Genomic DNA, 23,471 nt, shown 5'->3' with positions numbered 1-23,471 from the left:
CCACTCTCCTTCGGCAGTGCCAAAGGACACTCCTTACGAGAGCCTCATCGCGGCAGGGCATCGCCCGCGCAACACGTCGGAGCCCGGACGCTTACGTATCTCCGTGACCAGCCTGGATGCGCGGCTCTCGCGGTTGCTGGAGCCACGGGCCGCCTCGCCAGCGAAGCGTTTGGCGGCACTGGGCCGTTTGGTCGACGCGGGTGTGCCGTGCCATGTGTCGATCGCGCCGGTGATCCCATCGATCACCGATTGCTACATCGAAGGCATTCTGGCGGAGGCGGCAAAATTCGGCGTCAGCGCCGCCACATGGATCATCGTGCGCTTGCCGCACGAGGTGGCACCCTTGTTTCGGGAATGGCTGCAGACCCATTTCCCTGATCGCGCAGGCAAAGTGATGGCGACGATCCAATCGATCCGTGGTGGTCGAGATAACGATCCACGCTTTGGTATGCGAATGAAGCCGGAAGGCGTTTGGGCCGACCTTTTCCGACGGCGCTTTGCCATCGCGATGCGTCGCCATGCGATGGGTAGGCCGGAAGTGAAACTGGATTGCACTCGCTTCCGGCGGCCATCCACAGACGGTCAGTTGTCGCTGCTCTAGCAACCGAACAGACATACAGGCGTTTCGGCGCGTACAATGTTTGAAGAGGAGGCCAGAATGGTTGAGGAACGGATCACGACTGTCGAGGGTGCAAACGGCCCCACGACCCACACGACCGTCATTCACGACGGTGATCGCAAGCGCGGCGGTGGTGGCACGGCTTTGCTGGCTATCGTCCTGCTGATCGCGGTCATCGCCGGCATTTATTTCTTCAGCCAGAGCAGCTCCAGCGAGTCCGCCAAAGATAACGCCGTTGCAGAGGCTGCCAGCAGCGTCGGTAACGCCGCAAAGCAAGTCGGCAGCGCTGCAGAAAATGCGGCCGACAAGATCACTAATAAGTAATACCAGGCCGGTCGCTAGTGGCGTCGATACGCCACCAGCGACCGGCGAATGATCAGGCCGCCATGCGAAGCTTGCGCGGTGCCAGAGATTCGACGGTAATCCCCTCGATCTGTGCCAGCTGTTCGGCGAAGTCTCCATCCAGCGCGAAATCGCGCCCCAGGCGCACGTTCTGCATTTGGCCATCGCCGAGATGAAGCCGTGCGATTACCTCGCCCGTCCCCTTAGTGCCCGGTCGCATCAGCAAAGCGAGTTCCTGGATCGCCTCGACCCGGTCAATATCGATCGTCATCACCATGCGCGCATCGCTAGTCACTTCGGCCAACGGACGGGCACCCCGGACGGTGACACGAGGGGGCTCGTCGGCGCTGGGGCTATCAAGCTCAACATTGAGAAGCACGCAGGTGCCCTCCTTCGCCCACTTCACGAAACTATCGACCAGGCTTTCCTCGAAGCAGGAGGCGCTGAACTGACCGGACTGGTCTGAAAAGTCGGCGATCACAAAGTCCTTGCCCTTGCGGGTCTTGCGCTTCTGGACGCTTTCAACCAGCACGGCCATCACCGCTCCGGCCCGGCCGCTCGCCCCGCCTGCGATCAAGCTGCCATGCGTGCGCGCGCCGTTGGCCGTCGCCACCATGCGCCATTGCTCAACCGGGTGGGCGGCGAAGTAGAAGCCGAAGTTTTCTCGCTCCTTCGCCATCTGGTCCAACCGGCTCCACGGTGGACAATCGACGAGGCGCAGCGCTTGTTCTGCATGATCGTCCCCGCCGAACAACGCATGCTGGCTGCTGACCCGTTCGCGAGAGGCGCGGTCTGCTTCGGCCAGGAGCGTCTCTGCGTTCGCAAGCACCTTCGCGCGATTAGGTTCCAACTCATCGAATGCACCGGAAGCCGCAAGGCTTTCCAATTGGCGACGGTTCATCGATCCGGCCGGTGCGCGGCGGAATACGTCGTCCAGGCTGACGAAGTTGCCGTTCGCCACCCGCTCTTCGACGATTGCCTCCATCGCCTTTTCGCCGACGTTGCGGATGCCGGCCAGCGCATAGCGCACGGCATGGCTATCGCGCGTCTCTTCTACGGTGAACTCGGCCTCGGACCTGTTGATGTCCGGTGGTGAAAGCTGGATGCCGTTGCGGCGCGCATCGTCCACGAACACGGCCAGCTTTTCGGACTGGTGCATGTCGAAGCACATCGATGCCGCGTAAAACTCGTGCGGATAATGCGCCTTCAGCCACGCGGTGTGGTACGCCAGCAGAGCGTACGCGGCGGCATGCGACTTGTTGAAACCGTATCCTGCAAACTTGTCGATCAAGTCGAACAGCTCGTTCGCCTTGGCCTTCTCGATGCCGGAATGCAGCTTGCAACCATCGACGAAGCGCTGGCGCTGCGCATCCATCTCCGCCTGGACCTTCTTGCCCATCGCGCGGCGCAGCAAGTCAGCATCGCCCAGCGAGTACCCCGCCAGGATCTGCGCGGCCTGCATGACCTGCTCCTGATAGACAAAGATTCCGTAGGTTTCACCCAGGATTACCGCCAACTTCTCATGCGGATACTCAATCGCCGCCAGGCCGTTCTTACGCTGACCGAACAGCGGGATATTGTCCATCGGGCCCGGACGATAGAGCGAGACGAGCGCGATGATGTCGCCGAAGTTGGTCGGCTTCACCGCTGCCAGCGTACGGCGCATGCCTTCCGATTCCAGCTGGAAGACGCCCACCGTGTCGCCACGCTTCAACAGATCGTACACGCGCGGATCGTCCCAGGCGAGCGTCGACAAGTCGATACGGATGCCGCGCCGTTCCAGCAGGTCAGTCGCCTTGCGCAGCACCGACAGAGTCTTCAGGCCGAGAAAGTCGAATTTGATCAGCCCGGAGTCCTCGACATATTTCATGTCGAACTGGGTGACCGGCATGTCCGATCGCGGATCGCGATATAGCGGCACCAGTTGGGACAAAGGCCGATCGCCGATCACAACGCCCGCCGCGTGGGTCGAAGAGTTGCGCGGCAGGCCTTCCAGCTGTCGGGCCAGATCGACGAGGCGCTTCACTTCCTTGTCGTTGTCGTACTCACGCCGGAAGTCGACCGCCCCGTTCACCGCGCGGTCCAGCGTCCAGGGGTCGGTGGGATGGTTGGGCACCATCTTGCACAGCGAGTCGACGCGGCCGTAACCCATCTGCAGGATACGCCCGCAATCGCGCAGCACGGCGCGGGCCTTCATCTTGCCGAAGGTGATGATCTGGGCCACGTGATCATGACCGTACTTGGCCTGCACGTAGCGGATCACCTCGCCACGACGGGTTTCGCAGAAATCGATGTCGAAGTCCGGCATCGAAACACGCTCGGGATTGAGGAAGCGTTCGAACAGGAGGCCGAGCTTCAATGGGTCCAAGTCGGTAATGGTCAGCGCCCAGGCAACGACCGACCCCGCACCCGATCCGCGACCGGGACCCACCGGAATGCCGTTATCCTTGGCCCACTTGATGAAGTCCGCGACGATTAGGAAGTAACCCGGAAAGCCCATGCGGATGATGATCGACGTCTCGAAATCCAGGCGATCGGCATATTCCAGGAACTCTTCGGGCACACCGTGCGGCTTGAGCCGCGCGGCCCAGGCATCGGCGCGCTGATCTTCTGGCAGTGACAGGACGGCGTTCAGTTCGTCTATCGTAGTCTCGGGCCAATAGGGTGCAAGGCGCGAGGCGAGGCCAAGGCGCGCATCGCGTTCCAGCATCCGCTCTTCACCGGTTTTATCACCGGCGAGGCTGGGCAGGATCGGCTTGCGCTTGGGCGGCGCGAAAGCGCAGCGCTGGGCGACGACGAGCGTATTGGCCAGAGCCTCGGGAAGATCGGCGAAGGCCTGCGCCATCGTCTCCGCCGGCTTCACCCAGCGCTGATCGGAAGAGCGAGGGCGATCAGGCGCGTCGATATGCGTCGAATTGGCGATGCAGAGCAGCGCATCGTGTGCCGAATGGAAGTGCTTTTCGGCGTATTGCGCCGGGTTAGTGGCCACTAGCGGCAAGTCCCTGGCATAGGCCAGCTCGATCAGCCCATCTTCGGACGCATCTTCAATTGGGTCACCACTGCGGGCGATTTCGATATAGAGTCGCTGCGGAAACAGGCGCTGCAAATCATCGCACATCGCGCCAGCGGCGGCGTCCCGTCCATCGGCCAGCAGGCGGGCAAGCGCACCCTCACCCGCACCAGTCAGGCAGATCAACCCCTCGGACCGGCCTTCCAGGTCCGCCAGGCCGACGTGTGGCTCCCGTTCGAGGGGGCGATCCAGGTGTGCGCGGCTTACGAGATGGCACAAATTGTTCCACCCCGTCTCGTCTTGCGCGAACAGGGCGAGCCAGTCGATCGGGCCGTCTGGCGTCGTGTCGCGGGCTATGGCGAGGAATGTGCCGATGATCGGCTGCACACCGGCGCTGCGACATGCCGGGGCGAAGGAAACAGCGCCGTAGAGTCCATTGCGATCACAGATCGCCGCTGCGGGGAACTTGCGCTCTTTTGCCAGCTTGGCGATCGCCTTGGGCTCGATCGCACCGTCTAGCATCGTGAAGCTGGAAAAGATGCGGAGGGGCACGAATTGCGCGAAAGCCATGGGCTTGATTTTGGCGCTGCTGCCCGGCGCAATCAAGGGTGGCCGGGACAAAACCGGGGAAACATCGCCTGGTTTAAGCGGGCGGAGCGGCTCTCAGCAAAGTCTCGATATCGGCAGCGATGACTTCCGGCTTCACCAGCGGGGCGTAGCGTCGCACCGCGCGACCGTTTCGATCGACGAGGAACTTGGTGAAGTTCCATTTGATACCGCGAGAGCCCAGCACTCCGGGAGCTTCGCCTTTCAGCCAGTCGAACAGAGGAAGTGCATTTGGACCATTCACGTCGATCTTGCTCATCAACGGAAAGCTCAGGCCAAAATGGATGTCGCAGAATGTGGCGATTTCGGAATCGGCGGCGGGCTCCTGGCGCCCGAACTGGTTGCACGGAAACGCCAGAACCTCGAACCCGCGATGGCCAAAGTCCTGCCACAGCTTCTCAAGCCCGGCATATTGCGGCGTGAAGCCACAATGGCTGGCGGTATTCACCACCAGCAGGACTTTGCCCAGCTTACTGCCCAGCGCGATTGGCGCGCCAGTCCCGGCGCGAACCTGAAAATCGGCGATCGTCGTCATAGCGTCGGATCACCGCCGATTAGTGGAATTGCCGTATTTGGTACCAAAGCGCTGGCCACTATCGTTTCGCTCCCCTCCAGTCGATCGACCGCTTGTGATCGACGGCCTATCGGCGGGGAATCCAAATGTCAGTGATGGCGCGTCGGAAAGTCCGGACGGCGCGACAGACCGCGGATTTCGCCAATCCTCAGCTGGTGATCGCCTTCCTTCTGGATCGCGTAATCGCCTTGCTGATCGTCGGGCAAGCTGAGCACGAACGAGATCAGTTCGGCCAGAGTGCCGCGACGGATCGTCTTCAAGCGATGAAACAGGCCGCCACCATCCGCGCACTTGTGAAGCTCGGCCGCATCGTTCCAGCCGATGCCATGGGTTTCACCAGAGCCGCCCTGCGTCGTGGTGGGGATGTCGCTCATCGCCTTCTCCTGATTTGTACGCCTGATGTGTTACGAGGCTACGTGCTTAAACTGAATTAACGCAGACCTGTTTCTTCGAGCAGGCCATCGTGCAGACGAACGACGCGATCCATGGCGCGGGCCAGTCGTTCATTATGGGTCGCCACCAGCGCCGAAGAACCTTCTCCACGAACGAGTTCGAGGAACTGGCCCAGTACGCGATCGGCGGTCGCCTCATCCAGATTGCCGGTCGGCTCATCGGCCAGCACCATCTGCGGCTTGTTGGCCAACGCCCGCGCGACGGCGACACGCTGTTGCTCACCGCCCGAAAGCTGGCTCGGCCGGTGGTCCAGCCGGGCACCGAGGCCTAGCGCGTCCAACAACTCCCGCGCCCGCACTTGCGCCTCATCCTGCGATCTGTGCGCGACCAATTGAGGGAGGACGACGTTCTCCATCGCCGAAAAATCGGGAAGCAGATGATGGAATTGATAGACGAAGCCGATATGATCGCGGCGTACTGCAGCGCGCTGGTCCTTGCCCAGTTGCGAGGCGTTGATCCCGGCAATCTCGATCAGGCCGCCAAAGCCGCCTTCCAGCAAGCCGATCGCCTGCAGCATGGTGGATTTGCCGGAGCCAGACGGTCCCAGCAACGCTACGATCTCACCGGGTTGGATCGCCAGGTTGGCACCGCGCAGCACATCGATGCGCACGCCGCCCTGCTCGAAACTACGTGTCAGATTTTGAAGGCGGACGACGGCGTTATTCATAGCGCAGCACCTGCACGGGATCGGTGCTCGCCGCCTTGAACGCGGGATAGAGCGTGGCGAGGAAGCTGAGGACGAGCGAGAGGACGCAGATCACGGTCACTTCCACCGGGTCGGTGCGGCTTGGCAGTTCCGTCAGAAACCGGATCGACGGGTCCCACAGATTCTGGCCGGTCAGCAGTTCAACGGCGCGGACGATCGGCTGGCGGAAGAACAGGAAGATGAAGCCCAGGATCACACCCACTCCGGTGCCGAGTGCGCCGATCAGGAAGCCGGCGGTGACAAAGATCTTGGTCAAAGATCGCCGCGTCGCCCCCATCGTGCGCAGAATCGCGATATCGCGGGTCTTGGCGCGCACCAGCATGATGAGTGAAGACAGGATGTTGAATACCGCCACCAGCACGATGATCGAGAGGACGACGAACATCGCTACCCGCTCTACCGCCAGCGCTTCGAACAAGGAGGCGTTGATCGTCTTCCAGTCGGTGACGACGGCCTGCCCGGCCAATTGCCGCGTGAGCGGCGCCATGATCTCACCGACGCGATCCGGGTCCGTCGTGGTCACCTCGATCATGCCGATAGTGTCGCCGGTCAGCAGCAGGGTTTGCGCGTCGGCGACCGGCATGACAACGAACGCCTGGTCATAGTCGTAAACGCCGATCTCGAAGATGGCAGCCACCTGATAGCCGATCTGCCGCGGTACCGTGCCGAACGGTGTCGATCGCCCTTGCGGGTTGATGATCGTGATCGTGTCACCCACCTGGACGCCCAGGTTCTGGGCCAGACGCGATCCGATCGCCACCTGATCTGCCCCGGCCTTCAAGGGCGCGAGGCTGCCTGCCTTCAACTGCGGCTTTAAGCGCAGGATATCTTCCGGGGTGTTGCCACGCGCAAGGATTGCCTCAACCCGGCCATTGAACGTCGCCAAAAGCGGTTGCTCAATCAAGGGAGAAGCCCGCGTAACGCCGGGGGTCTTGCGAACGTCCTGCAGCACTTCCTGCCAGTTACCCAGCCGCCCGCCGTAGGCTTGGATGATCGCATGGCCGTTCAAGCCCACGATCTTGTCGAACAGCTCTGCGCGAAAGCCGTTCATGACGCTCATCACGATGACCAGAGCCGCAACCCCCAGCGACACCGCGACCAAGCTGATCCCGGCGACGAGCGCGATGAACGCCTCTCCCCGGCCGGGGAGCATGTAGCGCTTGGCAATCATCCATTCGAAAGGGGAAAGCAGCAAGCGCGTTTGGTCCGGATGCAAGAGGTTGCCAGGGCGAATAGGTGTTCGAGGCGTGAGTGGCAAGCGACCAGCCATCAACTTCGTAGGGCCACTAAACGGCATAACGGCACACAGGTTGCACGAGGATGCCGACACGCGATGTCATGATGATGCCATATCGGGCTGTATCGTCCCGCGCGCCCACCAACTCCCTTGCAATTTGGACCGGCTTCCATCACATGCCCGCAATCAGAAGCGCGCCGCGCGGGTCGGAAATTTCTCATGAACTTTACTCACCCCTTCCGTGATCAAGACGGAGACAAGCTGCGCGAAGAGTGCGGTGTTTTCGGCGTTATCGGCGCAAGAGATGCGGTGAATATCGCCGCGCTGGGGCTTCATGCCTTGCAGCATCGTGGGCAGGAAGCCGTTGGCATCACCACTTACGATGGACGGGAGTTCTACTCGCATCGTGGGTTGGGCCATGTCGCGCAGGTTTTTGCCGACAAATCGATCTCGGAGACATTGCCCGGTGAGATGGCTTCCGGCCACGTGCGCTATTCCACCACGGGCGGCTCGGGCTTGCGCAACGTACAGCCGCTATTCGCGGACCTGTCAGCCGGTGGCTTCTCGATCGCGCACAATGGCAACATCTCCAACGCCAGCCACCTCAAGCGCGAGCTGGTTCGCCGGGGCGCGATCTTTCAATCGACGTCGGACACCGAAGTCATCATCCATCTTGTGGCGACCAGTCGCTACCCGACGCTGATGGACCGCTTCGTCGATGCTTTGCGCATGGTGGAGGGCGCATATTCGCTGATCTGCATGACCGAACAAGGCATGATCGCCTGCCGCGATCCCTTGGGCATCCGTCCGTTGGTGATGGGCCGCTTGGGGGACGCGACGATCTTCGCCAGCGAAACAGTGGCGTTGGACGTGATCGGCGCGGAGTTCGTCCGCTCGATTGAGCCGGGCGAGATGGTGCAGGTCGATCACAAGGGCGTGGTTTCCAGCCACCGCCCCTTCGGCAACCCTGCCCCGCGCCCGTGCATCTTCGAGCATGTCTATTTCAGCCGCCCCGATTCGGTGATGGATGGCCGCTCGGTCTATTCCGTGCGCAAGCAGATCGGTGTGGAGCTCGCCAAGGAGTCGCCAGCGGACGCCGATCTTGTGATCCCGGTACCGGACAGCGGTGTTCCGGCAGCGATCGGCTACGCTCAGGAATCCGGCATCCCGTTCGAACTGGGCATCATTCGTTCGCATTACGTCGGCCGTACCTTCATTCAGCCGTCCGAAGGCGCGCGCCATGCTGATGTGAAGCGCAAGCACAATGCCAATCGCGCGATTATCGAGGGCAAGCGCGTCATCCTGATCGACGACTCGATCGTGCGCGGCACAACCTCGATGAAAATCGTCGAGATGATGCGCGATGCCGGTGCCGCCGAAGTCCATATGCGTATCGCCAGCCCGCCCACCGGGCACTCCTGCTTCTACGGCGTCGATACACCAGAGCGGTCCAAGCTGCTCGCCGCGAACATGGACACCGAGGCCATGGCGGCCTTCATCAAAGCAGACAGCTTGGCGTTCGTTTCTATCGACGGCCTGTACCGCGCCGTTGGTGAGGCTGAGCGCAACAACGCCTCCCCGCAGTTCTGCGATGCCTGCTTCAGCGGCGAATATCCAACGAGCCTGACCGATTTGGCCGAGAAGGACAAACCAGACCTCCTCACCCTGCCCGTCAACAAGGTCGCCTAAGTCCATGGTATTTGCGGGACAGACCGCGCTCGTCACGGGCGCAAGCCGGGGTATTGGCGCCGCGACGGCGAAGGCGCTGGCCGCCGCTGGTGCTCACGTTGTGATGACGGCCCGCACCACCAAGGAACTGGAAGCGGTCGAAGAAGCGATCTTCGGGGCCGGCGGCTCCGCAACGATCGCGCCGGTCGATCTGGCAGAGCCTGATGGCATCGCCCGCCTCGCCACCGCGATCGGCCAGCGTTGGGACAAGCTGGACATGCTGGTCATCAACGCGGCTCTGTTGCCGCAACTCAGTTCCGTAACGGACATTGATCAGAAAGCCTGGAACAAGGCGATGACGGTGAACGTCCTTGCCACTCAGGCGCTGTTAGCAAACTTCCACCAGTTGCTTCGCGCCAGCCCGGATGGCCGCGTGGTAGGGCTGACCACGACCGTCGCCGCGTCCCCCCGGGCATTCTGGGGGGCCTATGGCTCGACGAAGGCGGCGTTCGAAGTTTTGCTCGATTGCTATGCGCAAGAAGTGGCAAACCTTTCCAAAATACGCGTAGCGATCGTGAATCCCGGCGCCACGCGGACGGCAATGCGCGCGCGTGCCTACCCCGGTGAAGATCCTGCATCCGTGAAATCGCCGGAAGTCGTCGCCGATCGGATTGTCGCGCTTATGGGCGAATCTTTCCTTACCGGGCACCGCGAGACCGTTAACCCCAACCGGTAATTTCACGGAAACCTACTGTCGTCATATCTCGTTACAATGATGGGGTATTCCCGTCTGAGAGATAAGCGGACAGCGATGATGAGCAGCGCTCAGACCGACAAGTACGCCTTCGCGGCACAGGAAGACCGCAGCGCGCATCGCATGCGCCTTTCGATCCCGGCCACCTTGCGACCCGCCGGGGGCAAGAAGATCCAGACCGTCGTGCGAAATCTGTCGCTGTCCGGCTTTTCGGCGACAGCGATCAGCCGGGTTCTGCCGGGTACCGTGTGCTGGCTGACACTTCCCGGCCAAGAAGCGATCCAGGCCAAGGTCGTGTGGTGGGAGCAGGGGCTGATCGGCTGCGCGTTCGATGACCTGCTCGGCCCGTTGCAATACGAGGCGATCCTGCTGCGCTGGCAGGGCGACGGCGTCTATCGCGGCTGAAGGCTAGCCTTTCGCCTTTCGATAGGCCTCCAGCGCCCGCTCGCGCGCTTCCTTATGGCCGATGATCTTTGCCGGATAATCCTCGGGCCGCTTTTCCTCCTCGGGATCGTGGATATCGGCATCCGACAATCCTTTCAGTTCCGGCACCCACTCACGAATATACTCTGCGGCGTCGAACTTTGGCGATTGCGTCAACGGCGCCATGATCCGCGTGAACATATTGGAATCGACGCCCGAGCCTGAAACCCACTGCCAGTTCACGCCATTGTTTCCGTAATCTGCATCGACCAGCGTATCCCAGAACCACTGCTCGCCTTCCCGCCAGTCGATAAGCAGGTGCTTGATCAGGAAGCTGGCCGCGATCATGCGGACGCGATTATGCATCCATCCGGTCGTCCACAATTGTCGCATTCCAGCATCGACGATCGGATAACCCGTACGGCCCTGCTGCCAGGCCTTGAGGTCCTTTGCCGCACCGCTGCTCTTTTTCGGATCGCGCCAAGCGAATTTGCCAAAAGCGTCGCGGTAACTTTTTTCCGGATATCGCGGGTACTGCGCGATGATGTTCTGGGCGTAATCGCGCCAGATGATCTCACCCCGGAATGTATCTGCGCCTTTGCCGCGCTTTCCTTGCAGCGCATGCCACACCTGGACCGGTGAAATCTCCCCCCAGTGGAGATGCGGTGACAGTCGAGACGATCCCTCCATCGAGGGACGGTTGCGATCCTCGTCGTAGTCTTTGACTATATCGAGGAAGTGGTCGAGCCGATCTTGGGCCTCCCGCTCTCCGGGCGTCCATTCCTTTCCAAAGCCGCCTGACCAATCCGGTTTGCTGGGCAGTAGGGCCCAGTCAGCAAGCTTATCAGACTTGGGCCATTTGCCGGGCGCGTGAAGTTTCGGCTCTGACAAGGGCTCCCGCATGGGAAGCATCGCCTGCAGCGCCCGGGCAAAGGGCGTGTAGATCTTGAATGGCTGGCCAGAACCAGTCGTAGCCGTGCCAGGCGGGGCCAAGTAGTTTCCATCGTGAAGACACAGGTCGACAGATTTTGCCAATGCCGCTTCGGCATCGCGCCACCACGGCTCGTAATGATGAATAGAATGAACGGCGGCTGCGCCGGTCTCCTTGACGATAGCCGCAATTTCCTTCGCGCTGTCGCCCTTGCTCAGGATCAGCTTGGAACCATGACGGCCCAGGCTCTTGTCCAGGGCTTCCAGACTGTGGTGCAGCCACCAGCGTGATGCCCCGCCTAGCTTGCGATCGCCCGCTGTCTTGTCATCCAGCACATAGACCGGGATGACAGGGCCTTGTTCGGCAGCAGCGGACAACGCGGGTTGATCGGCCAGTCGCAAATCGCGCCTGAGCCAGACGATTTGCGGCGATTTATCAGAAGCACTCATTGTTCGCGCAACGAGCCGATGCCCGGTGCGTTCCCTGCCCTCATGGTCAATTCGCCGCCGTCTATCACACTCCGCCCTGTAGAGCGGCATGTCGATCGCCGAAAGGCGCTGACTTTGGCAATACTGCTATGGCTTGGGTTCGCCGTCACCACGTGGTGCGTTGCCCACGGCAAGACCACGGCGTTCGATCGCGCCGGGCTGATGCTGTGGCGCCAGGCCGATCTCTATCCGAGCGGACCTGCCGGCCTGCTGGAAGCGGTGCGAGATATAACGGCGCTGGGCGGTGTGCTGCTGCGCAACTTGTTCGCGCTCATGGCGATCGTGGCGCTGTTTTTCCTGCGGCTGCGGCGCGAAGGTATCTTGCTGGGGATGACAATCGTGCTCGGCTGGGGCGTCAATACCGGGCTCAAGCTCCTGGTGGGTCGCGCACGCCCGCAGATCGTGCCGCACCTCATGGACGCGGGTGGCAACAGCTTTCCCAGCGGACACAGCTTCAATTCCGCGCTGGTCTATGTCACCATCGCGTTGGCTTTTGCCGCCATAAGCCCGCGCTCATCCGTTCGCATGACGATTATCGGTTTTGCGCTAATGCTGAGTATTTTGATTGCGTGGAGCCGGGTGTGGCTCGGCGTTCATTGGCCGACGGATGTCATCGCGGGATGGCTGGGCGGTGCGGGTTGGGCATTCCTGGCAAGCGCCTTGCTCTACCGCCCCGCAGTCGTCGCCGAGAGGATGATGCCTGAGGAGGAGAACGACTGAAACGCGAACGGCCCCACCTAGCGCGGTGGAGCCGTTGTATGATCGGGCTATAGTCCGATTTCAGTCCATCAGACCGTGAGCGGCTTCCGGCTCGACGGTCCAGGTCTGTCCCTTGCTCAACAGCTTGGTGAGATCGGCGGTTTTGCCGGCCACTGACTTTTGACGCTCGATCGCTACCGAGCCTTCGAAGGTAGGCGCCGGATCATCGTAGATCACGCCCAAAGCCATCGGGAACGGACCGAACGGCATCTCGACCAGCATATGCGCCAAGCCACGGTTCTTCACGTTGTGAACCACGACGCCCGCCGCCTGCCAATCGCCATCGACGACGTCGACGACCTTCAGCGACAGCGTATCGAGGTCGAGCGACAGCCCCTTGGTGCCCTTGGCGAACAGCAACGGCTCACCCTGCTTGCACCACAGTTGCATCGTATCGGCGACGCCCTTGGCGGCGAAATCGTCGAAACGATCCTTGTTGTAGACGATGCAATTCTGGAAAATCTCGACGAAGGCCGCACCCCGGTGCGCATGCGCGGCGATCAGCGTGTTCGATAGTTCCTTGGAGACGTCATAAGCACGCGCGATGAAACGAGCACCCGATCCCAACGCGAACGCGCAAGGGCTGGCCGGGCGATCGTAAGACCCCAGTGGCGTCGTAGGAGAGGTCGTGCCGGGGCGGCTGGTCGGGGAGAATTGGCCCTTAGTCAGACCGTAGATCTCGTTGTTGAACAGCAGGATCTGGCAATCGAGGTTGCGGCGCAGCACGTGCATCGTGTGATTGCCGCCGATCGACATGCCGTCACCATCGCCGGTCACGATCCAGACGTCGAGCTCAGGGTTCGCCAGCTTGATACCTGTGGCGAACGCGGGCGCGCGGCCGTGGATCGTGTGGAAGCCGTAGCTCTCGACGTAATAGGGGAAGCGGCTGGAGCACCCGATGCCCGATACGAACATCGTCTTGGCCGGATCCGCGCCGATGATCGGCAAGGTGCGCTGCACCGCCTTGAGGATCGCGTAGTCGCCGCAGCCCGGGCACCAGCGTACTTCCTGGTCAGTTTCCCAGTCCTTGAGGGTGGTCTGGATGGGGGTCATATCGTTCATCTGGGTTTGTCCCAATATCAGTCGTTATGCGCTTCGGGGCTGGGCAACTGGCCTTCGTTGACCGGTACTTCGCCACCCTCGTTGCCGGGCACTGCGTCGAAGAACGTGGCGATGGCCGCCTCGATCTCGGCAATGGCGAAGGGCTGGCCGGATACCTTGTTCAGCGGAACCGCGTCGATCAGGTATTGATCGCGCAGCACCGTCTTGAACTGGCCGGTGTTCATCTCGGGCACCAGCACATTCTCGTAACCCGCCAGCAACTCGCCGAAGTTCGTCGGCATTGGCCAGACATGCCGGACGTGGATGTGGTGAACGTCCAGCCCCTTGCGGCGCGCCCGGCGAACGGCCTGATGGATGGGGCCGTAGGTCGAGCCCCAACCGACCACCGCCAGCTTGCCCGAAGCCTCGCCCAGGGTGACTTCCTGCGCCGGAATACCCTTGGCGATGCCGGCCACCTTGTCGGTGCGGGCATCCGTCTGAGATTGGTGAACGGCGGGCGAATAGTCGATATTGCCGGTGTCGATCGCCTTCTCGATGCCGCCGATACGATGCATCAGGCCCGGTGTGCCCGGCTTGATCCAGGGGCGTGCCCCCTTCTCGTCACGCTTGAAGGGCAGGACCTTGCCGTCCGGATTGTTCGTTTCTTCCAGGAACGTCTTCGGGAACGGCGTGAACGAGGCCGGGTCGGGCACCTTCCACGGCTCGGACGCGTTGGCAATATAACCATCGGTCAGCAGCATGACTGGCGTCATGTATTCGGTGGCGATGCGGCAAGCCTCGATCGCGCATTCGAAAGCGTCGGACGGCGATCGGGTGGCGATGACCGGCATCGGCGCGTCGCCGTTGCGGCCGTAGATCGCCTGGTACAGATCGGACTGCTCGGTCTTGGTCGGCAGGCCGGTCGAGGGGCCACCGCGCTGTGAGTTGACGATCACCAGTGGCAGCTCGGTCATGATCGCCAGGCCCATCGCCTCGCCCTTGAGCGCGATGCCCGGACCGGACGAAGAGGTGACGCCAAGCTGCCCGGCATAGGACGCGCCGATCGCCGAACAGATCGCGGCGATCTCGTCCTCGGCCTGGAAGGTGGTGACGCCGAATTCCTTCATCTTCACCAAGTTATGAAGGATCGCGGAAGCCGGGGTAATCGGATAGCCGCCGAAGAACATCGGCAAGTCCGCCAGCTGCGCGCCGGCGACGAGGCCCAGCGAAACAGCCTCTGCCCCGGTGATGGTGCGATAGAGGCCTGGTGCCGATGGCACCGGATCGAGATGCAGTTTTTTGAGCGGGCCCGCCAACTCTGCTGTTTCGCCATAGGCATGGCCGGCGTTGAGCGCGGCGATATTGGCCTGCGCCAGCACCGGATTCTTGGCGAACTTGCCGTTCAGCCAATCGATTAAGGGCTGGCGATCACGATCGAACATCCACAGCGAAAGGCCCAGCGTCCACATGTTCTTGCAGCGCAGCGCCTCCTTGTTGCCAAGGCCGAACGGCTTTACCGCTTCCAGCGTCAGCGCGCTGATGTCGAAGGCCATAACCTCCCACTTCGCCAGACTGCCGTCCTCGAAAGGCGAGGATTCGTACTTCGCCTTTTCCATGTTGCGCTTGTTGAACTCACCAGTGTCGGCGATGATCAGGCCACCGGGCTTCAAGGCCTGAACGTTCACCTTCAGCGCGGCGGGGTTCATGGCGACGAGGACATCGGGCGCGTCACCGGCGGTGGTGATCTCGCTGGAACCAAAGTTGATCTGAAACGCGGAGACGCCGAACAGCGTGCCTTGCGGCGCGCGAATCTCGGCCGGAAAGTCAGGGAAGGTCGACAGGTCGTTGCCCGCGAGCGCGGTGGACAATGTGAACTGCCCACCTGTCAGCTGCATACCGTCGCCCGAGTCCCCGGCAAAGCGCACGACTACGGCTTCCGGTACGGCGCTGTCGGCCAAGGCCGCCTGATCATTCTCGGCAGTTATGGTTGCCATTTTAGTCCTCTTAAGCCGGGCCTGCGACTGCTAGCGGATGTCGCCGTGCCCTCTTTCTTCATGGGATCGCCCTGAGCGCGTTCCATGCCTTGGGCAATCTAGAAAATCCATCACTTATGAAACGTCAGCCTCATTCCATGGCCCACAATTGAGGCTGGCCAAAAAGCGGACGCTGCGCCATTGTCCGCCAATCACAGTTCAGTGCGACCGTCGTGCTTTTCAAGCTGAGTCCCTCAAAATGAATGATTTCTCTCGGCTCCCCTATCGACCGTGCGTCGGTGTCATGCTCGTGAACGCCGATGGCAAGGTGTTCGTCGGCAAGCGGATCGACAATCGCGAGGGCGACTGGTGGCAGATGCCCCAAGGTGGCGTGGACAAGGGCGAGGATTTGCGAGCCGCCGTTCTGCGGGAACTGTGGGAGGAAACCGGGGTCAAAGGCGATCACGTAAGCCTCATCTCTCAATCGAAAGAAGAGCTGCTTTACGATCTGCCCGATCACCTGATGGGCAAGCTGTGGGGCGGGAAGTATCGCGGGCAGCGGCAGACCTGGTTTTTGGCTCGCTTCGAGGGTGGTGACGGCGATATCGACCTGAATGCTCACCGCCCGCCGGAATTCTGCGAGTGGCAATGGCTCGACCCGGAACTGCTGCCGGAGATGATCGTGCCTTTCAAAAAGCGGGTCTATCGCACCGTGCTCGATGAATTCCGACCGCTGATCTGACGTTGCCCATCTAGGCGGTCCGGTTTTCGGACCGTTAGTTCTCCGTTATGGACTTCGGGCTTGCCGGCGCGGCGCTGACCATGCGGGGCATCGGGCCGCGCGCGATTGCTGCCGAAAGCTGCCGCACTTCCTCGCAGTCACCACCGCACAGCGTCTTCAATCGGGCCAGATTGCGGTTGGCCTTCTCGGTCGCGCCCTTCTCGGCCATGGCCGCGCCCTCCCCCGCGATGGCGGACAAGTTGCGCGGATCGGCTTCCAGCGCCTCGCGATAATAGTGGATGGCCTTGCCCTGCATGCCCATGCGGCGGGTGGCGGTGGCCAAATCGACGAGGATTTGCGGATTGCCAGGTTGCACCGCCAGCGCCGCTTCGAACGCGGACACAGCCCCTTCGAGACGACCGGCGCCTAGCTCGGTCCGCCCTTCGGCCACCAGTTCCGCTGCTCGCGTAGTCAGCGCGTCAGCGGGCGATGAGTGCAGCACGCTGGAGCTGATCGCGGCGGCAAGCGAAAGAGCCAGGGCGACGGGAGTGTAGCGCATCAACATGTCCTTGGCCGAGAGCGATGTCCTGGTCATCTTGTCGCACCGCTATCACACCGCCCGGAAGCGTGCGATGAAAAAGCCATCGGTCTGATCACGATGCGGCGTAAGTCGTAGCCCCGGGCCACGCGGCGTGCCAGCCGGCAGCTGCGGAAGGTCTGCGCGCCAGCGGCCGTCCGCGCGATCGAGAAAGGCCTGCGCCTGGCGCGCGCCTTCCACATCGAGCAGCGAGCAGGTAACGAAGACGAGTCTCCCGCCGGGCCGAACCAGTGTGGCCGCCACATCGAGCAGTCGCGCCTGGACGGTGCGATACCGCTCCAGCTGCGCGGGCGTCAGCCGCCAGCGCGCTTCGGGATTTCGCCGCCAGGTCCCCGTCCCAGAACAGGGCGCATCCACCAGCACCGCATCGGCCTGCCCGTGCCAGTCGCTCAAGGCCTGCTCCTCCCGATTGGGATCGAGCAGGCGCGTTTCGATCATGCCCGCCCCGGCGCGTTCAGCGCGCGGTGCCAGGCGGGAGAGCCGGTTGCGATCGGTGTCGGTTGCCAGCAGGCGGCCCTCACCGCTCATCGACGCCGCGATCGCCAGCGTCTTGCCACCGCCACCTGCGCAAAGATCGATCACGCTTTCGCCGGGCCGCGCCTCGACCGCTTGGCAGGCCAGCTGAGAGCCCAGGTCCTGGACTTCGATCATGCCCTCGCGCCAGGCATCGGACTGTTCGATGGCCGTGCCGTGAGGATAGCGCCACGAGACTGCGGAGAGCGTCTGCTCGCCACCATCCGGCATCGCGGCGCGCCCGGCCCGAAGCGTATTCAGTCTGACATCCAGCGGGGCGCGATCCAGCAATGCGGCGGCTTCGGTATCGGCGATACCGCTGGCGGCCAGAGCCTCGATCAACCAGGCGGGGGCGATCCCCCCCGTCGCGATCGGCTCGTCCGGCAGGATCGGAGCCGGGGCGTGGCGCGTACCGTCGAACAATGTTGCCAGGGCCTCGTCGCCCTGTGCCAGCAGGAGCATGGCGGCGCGGCCATTGTCCGGCACTTCCCCGCAAGCCCGGATCGCACGATAGACCAGTTCGCGAACCGCGCGACGGTCCTTGCTGCCGGCAAACCGGCGGGACTTGAACCAGTCAGTGATGAGCCGATCCGCCGGCGCCCCGTTGTTGCGGGCGGCGGCGATGACTAGATCGAGGATCTCGATCGCGGCCTGGACTCGGGCGGCGGGGGTCATAGTCGGCCTTCCACATGGCCAGGAGACCGCGGCGACGCTGGCTTTACGCGTCCGTTCGCCACCAAGCCCTCCCCTGGCCCCTCCCGCAGGCGGGAGGGGAGATTCCAGCGCTCGTCGCTTCGCAGATGCGGATTGTTACCGCGTTGGATAGTTGGGTGCCTCACGCGTGATGGTAACATCGTGGACATGGCTCTCGCGAAGACCTGCGCCGGTGATGCGGATGAACTTGGAATTGTGGCGCAGATCGTCGATCGTCGCCGAGCCGGTATAGCCCATCGCCGCCTTGATGCCGCCGACCAGCTGGTGGATCACATCGCGTGCCGGGCCCTTGTATGGCACCTGCCCCTCGATCCCCTCAGGCACCAGCTTCATCTGGTCCTTGATGTCACCTTGGAAGTAGCGATCCGCCGATCCGCGGCCCATCGCGCCGACCGATCCCATGCCGCGATACGACTTGTAGGCGCGGCCCTGATACAGGAACGTCTCACCCGGCGCTTCTTCGGTACCGGCAAGCATCGAGCCGATCATGATCGTCGACGCGCCGCCTGCCAACGCTTTTGCCGCATCTCCCGAAGTGCGCAGGCCGCCATCGGCGATCACCGGCACACCGGACTTTTCCGCCTCTTCCGCCGCTTCCATCACGGCCGTCAACTGCGGCACGCCCACTCCGGCAACAACGCGCGTGGTGCAGATCGAGCCGGGCCCGATACCGACCTTCAGCGCATCCGCCCCGGCATCGATGAGCGCCCGCGCGGCTTCACCCGTCGCGATGTTGCCCGCGATCACTTGTGCCGAGTTCGACAGTTTCTTCACTCGCTCCACCGCACGGGCAACGTCGGCATTGTGGCCGTGCGCCGTGTCGATCACGATCACGTCACACTCGGCCGCGAGCAGCGCTTCGGTACGCTCAAAGCCCTTGTCGCCAACCGTAGTCGCCGCCGCCACGCGCAGGCGGCCCGCCGCGTCCTTGGTGGCTTCCGGATACATCACGGCCTTTTCGATGTCCTTGACGGTGATGAGGCCAATGCAGCGAAAGGCTTCGTCCACCACCAGCAGCTTTTCGATCCGGCGCTGGTGCAACTGGCGGCGCGCTTCCTCCTGGGTGACGCCCAAGCCGACCGTGGCGAGATTATCCCGCGTCATCAGCTCGGAAACCGGCTGCAGCGGGTTGGCGGCGAAACGTACGTCGCGGTTGGTCAGGATGCCCACCAGCTTGCCGCCCGGCTGTTCCACCACGGGGATGCCGCTGATCCGATGCTGGCTCATCAGCGCTTGCGCGTCGCCCAGCGTGGCGTTCGGACCGATCGTGATCGGGTTGACCACCATGCCGCTCTCAAAGCGCTTGACCTGGCGCACGGCGGCGCATTGTTCTTCGATGGTCAGGTTGCGATGAAGCACGCCGATGCCGCCCATCTGCGCCATGACGATCGCCATGTCTCCCTCGGTGACGGTATCCATCGCGGAGGAGATGACCGGGATATTCAACCCGATCTCACGCGTCAGCCGCGTGCGGGTGTCCGCCTGCGTGGGGACGATATCGGACTTCGCCGGGCGCAGCAGCACGTCGTCAAAAGTCAGCCCGAGCGAGATTTCCATGTGCGCCATTCTCCGGTGCGGATTCGTGGCGGCCCATGTAATCAAGCCGCGCCCGAACCGCTAGGGCGTATCGACATTCAGGCCTGACGGCCGCAAATGGCGGTTCCGAACGCTTCGGCACGCCATCTTCTGAATGGCGATACGTCCTACGACATCACTTTATCTTTCGCGGCACCTTGCGCGGGTCAGCGAAATGACGGGTGAGCGCCGTCAGCATCCGGACATCGTCCGCCGCGCCGCCCAGTTCGATGGGTCTAGAAAGATCGTCGTCGGGATGATGATACCGTCCCTCGAAGAAGGCCCGCATCAAATCGACCTTGCCGTAAGCCGTGGTCACCATCACCGCAGGGATATCATGCTGCAACAGCGCCCAGCCATCCTGCCGCTTGACGAACTCGTTCGCTTCGTCGCCCGGCACGATGCGCAGCCGCTCGGCCTTGGCGACTTGCTCGATCTGCGAATCCAGGTTGGTCATTCCCCGCCCGACGATGGCGAACGGCGTGCCCTTGGGAGCGATGGCCACGCTATCGATATTGAATGCCGCGACGATCTGCTCGGGCGGTAGCGGCGGGTTCTCGGTAAAGGCATGCGCGCCGATCAGGCCCACTTCCTCCGCCGTGGTCGCCATGAAATAGACATCGCGCTCCATCTGCGGCCCGCGTGAGAGACGGCGGGCGATCTCGGTCAGGGCAGCCACACCGCTCGCGTTATCGACCGCTCCATTGCAGATCAGGTCGGTGGCAGGAGGCGCGCCACAGATGCCGAAATGATCCCAGTGTGAGAGCAGCAACACCGCCCCGGCTTCGGAATGACGGCCAGGCAGCTTGCCGATCAGGTTGTGCGTGCGGATCGTGGTCTCACGCGTCGTGGCCTCCAGCGTCACGCTAAGGTCCAGCGGCACGGGTGCGAAGCCCGGCTCCGCCGCAGCTTGCGTCAGCCCCTTGAGAGAGCCACCCGCACCGCGCATCAGGTTGGCCATCGCCTCGCTGGTGATGAAGGCTTCCAGATCGCCGCCGGTCGTATCCTGCTCCAGCGCATATCCCGTACGCTGGCGATGCGCGCGGACTTGCGCCAAAGTCCGCTTGCCGTCCAGGACGGTCAGCACGGCAGAGGCCCCCTGCGCCAGCAACTGGTTCTGTCGTAAGCTGACATCAGGCCCTTCGGACGGCGCATCGCCATCCAGCAGCACCGCCACCCGGCCCGCCAATTCGTTGCGAGAAAGCTCTGCGCCAGAACCCTTCCCGATAAACAGCAGCGGTGCCTCGCGAAGCAGGCTGCGAGTGCCCGAGGTCAGGACCACGATCTGATCCCGCGCCAAACCGAGCCGCCGCCCGTTTCCGGTAAACTGGGCCGTATAACCCGATGGTTCGCGCGCGATCAGGGTGACCGGCGCAAACCATTCGTGACTGGGATCATTGGTGCCAGAGACAAGCCCGATATCGAACCACTCCTTGCCCAGATAGCGCAAGGTCTTGGCCTCACCCTCCGTGCCCGGCTTGCGCCCTTCGAAGTCGTCGCTCGCCAACACCTTGATATGCGCCAGCAGCCGCTGCTCAAGTTCGCGATCTGCCCGTGACACCATTGGCGCGGCCGTCGCCAAGATGGGCAGCGTCGCCGCACACATCAGCGCAGCGCTGTGCAGCGCCGTGCGGACGGCAGAACTGACGATGCCCCTGATCATTGCGCCCCTGTAGGATCGATACCGCCGTTTTGTGAGACCAAACCGGGAGAAATCAAGTCGAGTTGAAAGTAAAGCTGCTTGGCAAACGCGATATGCGTCCAACTGTTTCCATCGGGGCACAGCGCAAGGAACATTCCCCGGCGAAACGGCTTTGACCGGCATGGTGGCATGAGGTGGCACCAAGGCTGGGGATATTGACTACGTGAGACTGAACCCCTTCAACCCCGACAACATCCGCGTTTCAGAAGGCGGTGGCGGTGGTGGCTTCCCCGGCGGCGGCGGCGGCGCGGTGGGCTGCGGAACGTTGGTGATCGCCTTGATCGGTGCGGTTGTGTTCGGGGTTGATCCTGGCCAGATGATCGGCGCGATCGAAGGCGTTCAGCAGACCGCGCCCTCCGCCAGCCAACCTGCCGGAGGCGACGCCCGCACCATCTGCAACCGCAGCGATTACGCGGTGGAGGCGTGCAACGCCCTGGATTCGCTCAACCGGACGTGGGAGCCCCTGTTCCGCAAGGCCAATATCCCGTTCGACCAGCCCACGCTGCAGTTCTACAAGGGCGGCACCCGATCAGGCTGCGGCGCCGCGCAAAGCGCCATGGGGCCGTTCTATTGTCCGGCCGACCAAGGCATCTACATCGACACCAGCTTCTACGATCAGATGGCGCAGGAACTTGGCGCCAAGGGCGATTTTGCGCGCTATTACGTGATCGCGCATGAGTATGGCCATCACGTCCAGAAGCTAACTGGCCTTGCCGATCAAGTACGCAGCGCGCAGCAGCAAGCCGGAGGTACGCAAGCCAACGCCCTGCAAGTGCGCATGGAGCTTCAGGCGGATTGTTACGCCGGCGTCTGGGCCGGCCAGCATCGCGACCTGATCGAACCGGGCGACATGGAAGAAGGCCTGACCGCCGCCAGCGCGATCGGCGATGATACCCTCCAGCGCAATGCTGGCCGGTCCGTCTCCCCCGAAAGCTTCACTCATGGTTCCAGTGCCCAGCGCATGCAATGGTTGAAGCGCGGCCTCGACACCGGCAATGATGAAGCTTGCGATACCTTCGCCGACCTGAAGCAATAGTCGAGGAATGACGATGCACCGGCCCCTATGCGCGCTGATGCCGATGATCCTGCTGGCGTCATCTGCCAATGCTGCTGAAAAGCCCCGCCGGATAACGGATCGCGAACCCGACGCCGTCGATGTCGCCAAGACGCCGATGACGGACTTGAACATCAGCAAGACGGAGATACCCGCCTTGTTGGCAGAAGCCCAAAAGCGCCCCTACTCGCTGCAGAACCTTCAGTCCTGCCGCGAGATCGTCGCCGCGGTGAGCGAGTTGGATGCGATGCTCGGCCCCGATATCGACTTGCCGCAAGAGCAGCGCTCTCGGCTCAGCGAGGGGCGGATCGCGCAATGGGCGGTCGGCACATTCATCCCGTTCCGTTCGATCATCCGCGAAATTTCCGGGGCTAACAAGCAGGAGCGCTCCGTTCGAGCCGCGATCCAGGCGGGAATGACGCGACGCGGCTTCCTCAAAGGTGTGGGGGCAACGCGCAACTGCCCTTATCCTGGCTCCCCTGCCACGGAAACCGTGCTGGCCCGTCAAGCCGCCGAAACGACCGCACCAGATCCCGTAGATCAGCGCATCCCGGTCGATCCCGCTGTCGCAACTGAAACGCCAAAACGCGGCTCCGCAGCACCTGTCTTCACGTCGACCCCGGTCGTTCAGCCAACCCGCTAATTTTTCCACATGCCAACCCTGCCCCTTGGTGCGGGGGCGGAACAGCCGATAGTCCAGCGCACTTTCTTCCGTAACACCAGACGGTTTGCACATGCTGGTGCGGCGGCGTCTCGCTCTTGAGGCGTCGGCTATTCGCGAAGGAGATGGCGATGACCAAGACGCTCAAGAAAGGCGATAAGGTGGAATGGGGCACCAGCCAGGGCAAAACCCAGGGAACGGTGGAAAAGAAGCTGACCAGCGAAACCCATATCAAAAAGCATAAGGTTGCCGCCACCAAGGATGACCCGCAGTATCTTGTGAAGAGCGACAAGACCGGCGCAAAGGCCGCTCACAAGCCTGAAGAACTCAAGAAAAAGTAACAAGCACG

Annotated in this window: 21 protein-coding genes and 1 pseudogene; 10 read left to right on the top strand and 12 right to left on the bottom strand. The window is 62.5% G+C overall.

Annotation, left to right across the window (positions count from 1 at the left end; translation table 11 throughout):
• Positions 1–601 (top strand): annotated as a pseudogene (locus GGR39_RS13155) (hypothetical protein); the annotation flags it as partial.
• Positions 602–637: 36 nt separating this feature from the next.
• Complete coding sequence (locus GGR39_RS13150) at positions 638–943, top strand: hypothetical protein (RefSeq protein WP_343055886.1); 306 nt, start codon at positions 638–640, stop codon at positions 941–943.
• A 52-nt stretch (positions 944–995) separates the two neighbouring features.
• Here the strand turns inward: GGR39_RS13150 and dnaE are convergent, their stop codons facing one another.
• The 5 genes from dnaE to GGR39_RS13125 all read right to left on the bottom strand — a co-directional run bounded on the left by dnaE (position 996) and on the right by GGR39_RS13125 (position 7,505).
• Positions 996–4,541: a DNA polymerase III subunit alpha gene (gene dnaE, locus GGR39_RS13145; RefSeq protein ID WP_183617537.1), complete on the bottom strand. Its 3,546-nt coding sequence runs from the start codon at positions 4,539–4,541 to the stop codon at positions 996–998.
• A 73-nt stretch (positions 4,542–4,614) separates the two neighbouring features.
• Positions 4,615–5,112 carry a glutathione peroxidase gene (locus GGR39_RS13140; RefSeq protein WP_183617536.1) on the bottom strand — a complete coding sequence of 166 codons (498 nt, stop codon included), beginning with the start codon at positions 5,110–5,112 and terminating at the stop codon, positions 4,615–4,617.
• A gap of 128 nt (positions 5,113–5,240) precedes the next feature.
• Positions 5,241–5,525 carry a hypothetical protein gene (locus GGR39_RS13135; RefSeq protein ID WP_058735394.1) on the bottom strand — a complete coding sequence of 95 codons (285 nt, stop codon included), beginning with the start codon at positions 5,523–5,525 and terminating at the stop codon, positions 5,241–5,243.
• A 56-nt stretch (positions 5,526–5,581) separates the two neighbouring features.
• Positions 5,582–6,271, bottom strand: a complete 690-nt coding sequence (locus tag GGR39_RS13130) for an ABC transporter ATP-binding protein (RefSeq protein WP_183617535.1) — start codon at positions 6,269–6,271, stop codon at positions 5,582–5,584.
• Positions 6,264–7,505: a lipoprotein-releasing ABC transporter permease subunit gene (locus GGR39_RS13125; protein ID WP_183617534.1), complete on the bottom strand. Its 1,242-nt coding sequence runs from the start codon at positions 7,503–7,505 to the stop codon at positions 6,264–6,266. The genes GGR39_RS13130 and GGR39_RS13125 overlap by 8 nt, the downstream gene beginning before the upstream one ends.
• A 261-nt stretch (positions 7,506–7,766) precedes the next feature.
• Between GGR39_RS13125 and purF the strand changes: the two genes are divergently transcribed.
• From purF to GGR39_RS13110, 3 genes are all read left to right on the top strand, one after another.
• On the top strand, positions 7,767–9,236 hold the full coding sequence (purF, locus tag GGR39_RS13120) for an amidophosphoribosyltransferase (protein WP_183617533.1): 1,470 nt from the start codon (positions 7,767–7,769) through the stop codon (positions 9,234–9,236).
• Between the two features lie 4 nt (positions 9,237–9,240).
• Positions 9,241–9,951, top strand: a complete 711-nt coding sequence (locus tag GGR39_RS13115) for an SDR family NAD(P)-dependent oxidoreductase (RefSeq protein WP_183617532.1) — start codon at positions 9,241–9,243, stop codon at positions 9,949–9,951.
• A gap of 78 nt (positions 9,952–10,029) precedes the next feature.
• Positions 10,030–10,374, top strand: coding sequence for a PilZ domain-containing protein (locus tag GGR39_RS13110; protein ID WP_183617531.1), 345 nt, complete (start codon positions 10,030–10,032; stop codon positions 10,372–10,374).
• Between the two features lie 3 nt (positions 10,375–10,377).
• On the opposite strand, the gene GGR39_RS13105 is transcribed toward GGR39_RS13110, so the two are convergent.
• Positions 10,378–11,772 (bottom strand): cryptochrome/photolyase family protein, encoded by a 1,395-nt coding sequence (locus GGR39_RS13105; protein WP_183617530.1) that lies wholly within the window; start codon positions 11,770–11,772, stop codon positions 10,378–10,380.
• 114 nt (positions 11,773–11,886) lie between these two features.
• On the opposite strand from GGR39_RS13105, the gene GGR39_RS13100 reads away from it, so the two are divergent.
• Positions 11,887–12,531 (top strand): phosphatase PAP2 family protein, encoded by a 645-nt coding sequence (locus GGR39_RS13100; RefSeq protein ID WP_246388689.1) that lies wholly within the window; start codon positions 11,887–11,889, stop codon positions 12,529–12,531.
• A gap of 60 nt (positions 12,532–12,591) precedes the next feature.
• Here the strand turns inward: GGR39_RS13100 and GGR39_RS13095 are convergent, their stop codons facing one another.
• Positions 12,592–13,632, bottom strand: a complete 1,041-nt coding sequence (locus GGR39_RS13095; protein WP_183617529.1) for a 2-oxoacid:ferredoxin oxidoreductase subunit beta — start codon at positions 13,630–13,632, stop codon at positions 12,592–12,594.
• 17 nt (positions 13,633–13,649) lie between these two features.
• The gene (locus tag GGR39_RS13090; protein ID WP_183617528.1) at positions 13,650–15,605 is read right to left on the bottom strand and encodes a 2-oxoacid:acceptor oxidoreductase subunit alpha; all 1,956 of its coding nucleotides are present in this window, start codon (positions 15,603–15,605) and stop codon (positions 13,650–13,652) included.
• Positions 15,606–15,843: 238 nt separating this feature from the next.
• On the opposite strand from GGR39_RS13090, the gene GGR39_RS13085 reads away from it, so the two are divergent.
• Complete coding sequence (locus GGR39_RS13085; protein WP_058735402.1) at positions 15,844–16,326, top strand: RNA pyrophosphohydrolase; 483 nt, start codon at positions 15,844–15,846, stop codon at positions 16,324–16,326.
• 34 nt (positions 16,327–16,360) lie between these two features.
• Here GGR39_RS13085 and GGR39_RS13080 read toward each other — a convergent pair whose 3' ends face one another.
• The 4 genes from GGR39_RS13080 to GGR39_RS13065 all read right to left on the bottom strand — a co-directional run bounded on the left by GGR39_RS13080 (position 16,361) and on the right by GGR39_RS13065 (position 21,368).
• Positions 16,361–16,900, bottom strand: coding sequence for a tetratricopeptide repeat protein (locus GGR39_RS13080; RefSeq protein WP_183617527.1), 540 nt, complete (start codon positions 16,898–16,900; stop codon positions 16,361–16,363).
• Between the two features lie 15 nt (positions 16,901–16,915).
• A complete protein-coding gene (locus GGR39_RS13075) occupies positions 16,916–18,091 on the bottom strand; it encodes an RsmB/NOP family class I SAM-dependent RNA methyltransferase (protein WP_183617526.1) in 1,176 nt (391 codons plus the stop codon).
• A 135-nt stretch (positions 18,092–18,226) separates the two neighbouring features.
• On the bottom strand, positions 18,227–19,687 hold the full coding sequence (guaB, locus tag GGR39_RS13070) for an IMP dehydrogenase (protein WP_058735514.1): 1,461 nt from the start codon (positions 19,685–19,687) through the stop codon (positions 18,227–18,229).
• Between the two features lie 154 nt (positions 19,688–19,841).
• Positions 19,842–21,368 carry a M28 family peptidase gene (locus tag GGR39_RS13065; protein ID WP_183617525.1) on the bottom strand — a complete coding sequence of 509 codons (1,527 nt, stop codon included), beginning with the start codon at positions 21,366–21,368 and terminating at the stop codon, positions 19,842–19,844.
• 202 nt (positions 21,369–21,570) lie between these two features.
• On the opposite strand from GGR39_RS13065, the gene ypfJ reads away from it, so the two are divergent.
• From ypfJ to GGR39_RS13050, 3 genes are all read left to right on the top strand, one after another.
• Positions 21,571–22,443: a KPN_02809 family neutral zinc metallopeptidase gene (gene ypfJ, locus GGR39_RS13060; RefSeq protein ID WP_183617524.1), complete on the top strand. Its 873-nt coding sequence runs from the start codon at positions 21,571–21,573 to the stop codon at positions 22,441–22,443.
• 13 nt (positions 22,444–22,456) lie between these two features.
• Positions 22,457–23,104, top strand: a complete 648-nt coding sequence (locus tag GGR39_RS13055; RefSeq protein ID WP_193753210.1) for a hypothetical protein — start codon at positions 22,457–22,459, stop codon at positions 23,102–23,104.
• A 149-nt stretch (positions 23,105–23,253) separates the two neighbouring features.
• Positions 23,254–23,463: a hypervirulence associated TUDOR domain-containing protein gene (locus tag GGR39_RS13050; protein ID WP_058735516.1), complete on the top strand. Its 210-nt coding sequence runs from the start codon at positions 23,254–23,256 to the stop codon at positions 23,461–23,463.
• Positions 23,464–23,471 lie beyond the last annotated feature (8 nt).

The organism is Novosphingobium fluoreni, from assembly GCF_014196615.1.
In the GTDB taxonomy this organism is placed as follows: Bacteria; Pseudomonadota; Alphaproteobacteria; order Sphingomonadales; family Sphingomonadaceae; genus Novosphingobium; species Novosphingobium fluoreni.
Note: the sequence above shows the minus strand (reverse complement) of the source record. Positions and strands in the feature narration are given on the sequence as shown.